Annotated in this window: 1 protein-coding gene; it reads right to left on the bottom strand. The window is 36.7% G+C overall.

The annotated features are described in order from the left end of the window. Positions 1-18: 18 nt before the first annotated feature. On the bottom strand, positions 19-632 hold a 614-nt coding region (locus tag ACI48P_RS22285), incomplete at its 5' end, for an EF-Tu C-terminal domain-related protein (RefSeq protein ID WP_475219660.1).

Here is a 632-nt window from a genome sequence, read left to right on the forward strand (position 1 = left end):
AGAATTGGAATGTAGAAATTATTCTACTATAGAAGCAACAACTCCTGATGCTACTGTTCTTCCACCTTCTCTTATTGCGAATCTTAATCCTTCTTCTACAGCTATAGAGTTTATTAACTCTACAGACATAGTTACGTTATCTCCAGGCATAACCATTTCTATACCTTCTGGTAACTTACAAGCTCCAGTAACGTCAGTTGTTCTGAAGTAGAATTGTGGTCTGTATCCATCGAAGAATGGAGTATGTCTTCCACCTTCTTCTTTTTTAAGAACGTATACTTCTGCCATGAATTTAGTATGAGCTTTAACTGTTCCTGGCTTAGCAAGAACTTGTCCTCTTTCTATTTCATTTCTTTGTACCCCTCTTATAAGAGCTCCTATGTTATCTCCAGCTTGAGCTTGGTCTAGTAACTTTCTGAACATTTCTACTCCTGTTACTACCATTTTTCTTGGCTCTTCAGCTAATCCAACTAATTCAACTTCGTCTTGAACTTTTAATATACCTCTTTCAACTCTACCTGTAGCAACTGTTCCTCTTCCTGTTATAGAGAATACGTCTTCTACTGGCATTAAGAAGTTCTTATCAACATCTCTTTCTGGTTCTGGTATATAAGCATCTATTTGCTCGAATA

It is taken from the genome of Romboutsia sp. LXY-2 (genome assembly GCF_056171995.1).